Below are 1,035 nucleotides of genomic sequence, written 5' to 3'. Positions count from 1 at the left end.
ATCTGGGCTTGTGAGCAAACAAGAGTTTCCGCCAGATGAATTCGACGCGATGGGCGAAGAAGGTCCCTCGGGGGCTCATCGCCGTCCTATTAGGCGCTGGCAAACCCTGCTACCAATTTTGATTGTATTGGTTTTAGGGCCGGCTTTGGCCTGGGGCGGGGTAGCGCTCATGAAGTCCACTGGCAAAATTGACGAGGTTAAGTCGACTGCCACTGCCAGTGCTACTGCTACTACTAGTGATAGTGTCACTATCCCCAGTACTCAACCGACGAAGATTAATAAACCTGAAGATTCTACCTCGCCGGATGGAGGAAATAGTTCTCAATCAAGTGTGGCGGCTGCAGAGAAAGCCAATGTGCGGGTACGGGTGCTTAATGCTTCTAAGCGTTCGGGTTGGGCGAAACAGGTTGCTCAAGATCTACAGTCTGCAGGTTTTGAAAATCCAATAGCCACTAACTCGCGGGCTCGCGGTTTAGAGGGTTCTACTGTGCTGTATCGTGGTGAGCAATACCGGGCAGCTGCCGAGGAGGCCGCTAAAGTTGCCGGAATCTCCCGGGTTGAAGATGCCAATACCGGCAAGTATCAAATCGGAGATACTGATATCGCCATTTACCTGATTAAATAACGGGCTAAGTGGTGACTCCTCGCAGATTTCGCGAGGAGGAGATGCTTACTAGCCAGTTTTTCGCGGGTATGTTCTCTGTCAGGATATTTTTCCCTTTTAGCGGGCGAAAGTTTGCACTTGGAGTAGGAGAGTGCCAAAATCGTATTTAGCACTCGAACCTAGAGAGTGATAAAAATCGAGTTCTTGATGAGGGGGCAATGTTCCGAGACAGGATCGGCGCAGGGTTCTCGTCCGTCGCGGGCATCAAGGCTGGATCAAAGATCTAACCGCGTGACGCGATCGCGTTGCGATGGAGGGAATAAAAGCATATGAGCAAGATTATTGCTTTTGATGAGGAAGCTCGTCGGGGAATGGAGCGAGGGCTAAACACCCTGGCCGACACGGTGAAAGTAACGCTAGGACCGCGTGGT

The 1,035-nt window shown here is 51.4% G+C and carries 1 protein-coding gene; it reads left to right on the top strand.

Going from position 1 to position 1,035, the window contains the following annotated elements; genetic code table 11:
- Positions 1–625: LytR C-terminal domain-containing protein (locus E6139_RS22865; protein ID WP_316405831.1), on the top strand; the 625-nt coding region annotated here is incomplete at its 5' end.
- Between the last annotated feature and the right edge of the window lie 410 nt (positions 626–1,035).

This window comes from Enterococcus sp., assembly GCF_032555305.1.
In the GTDB taxonomy this organism is placed as follows: domain Bacteria; phylum Bacillota; class Bacilli; order Lactobacillales; family Enterococcaceae; genus Enterococcus_A.
This window is presented reverse-complemented; position numbering and strand designations above follow the sequence as displayed.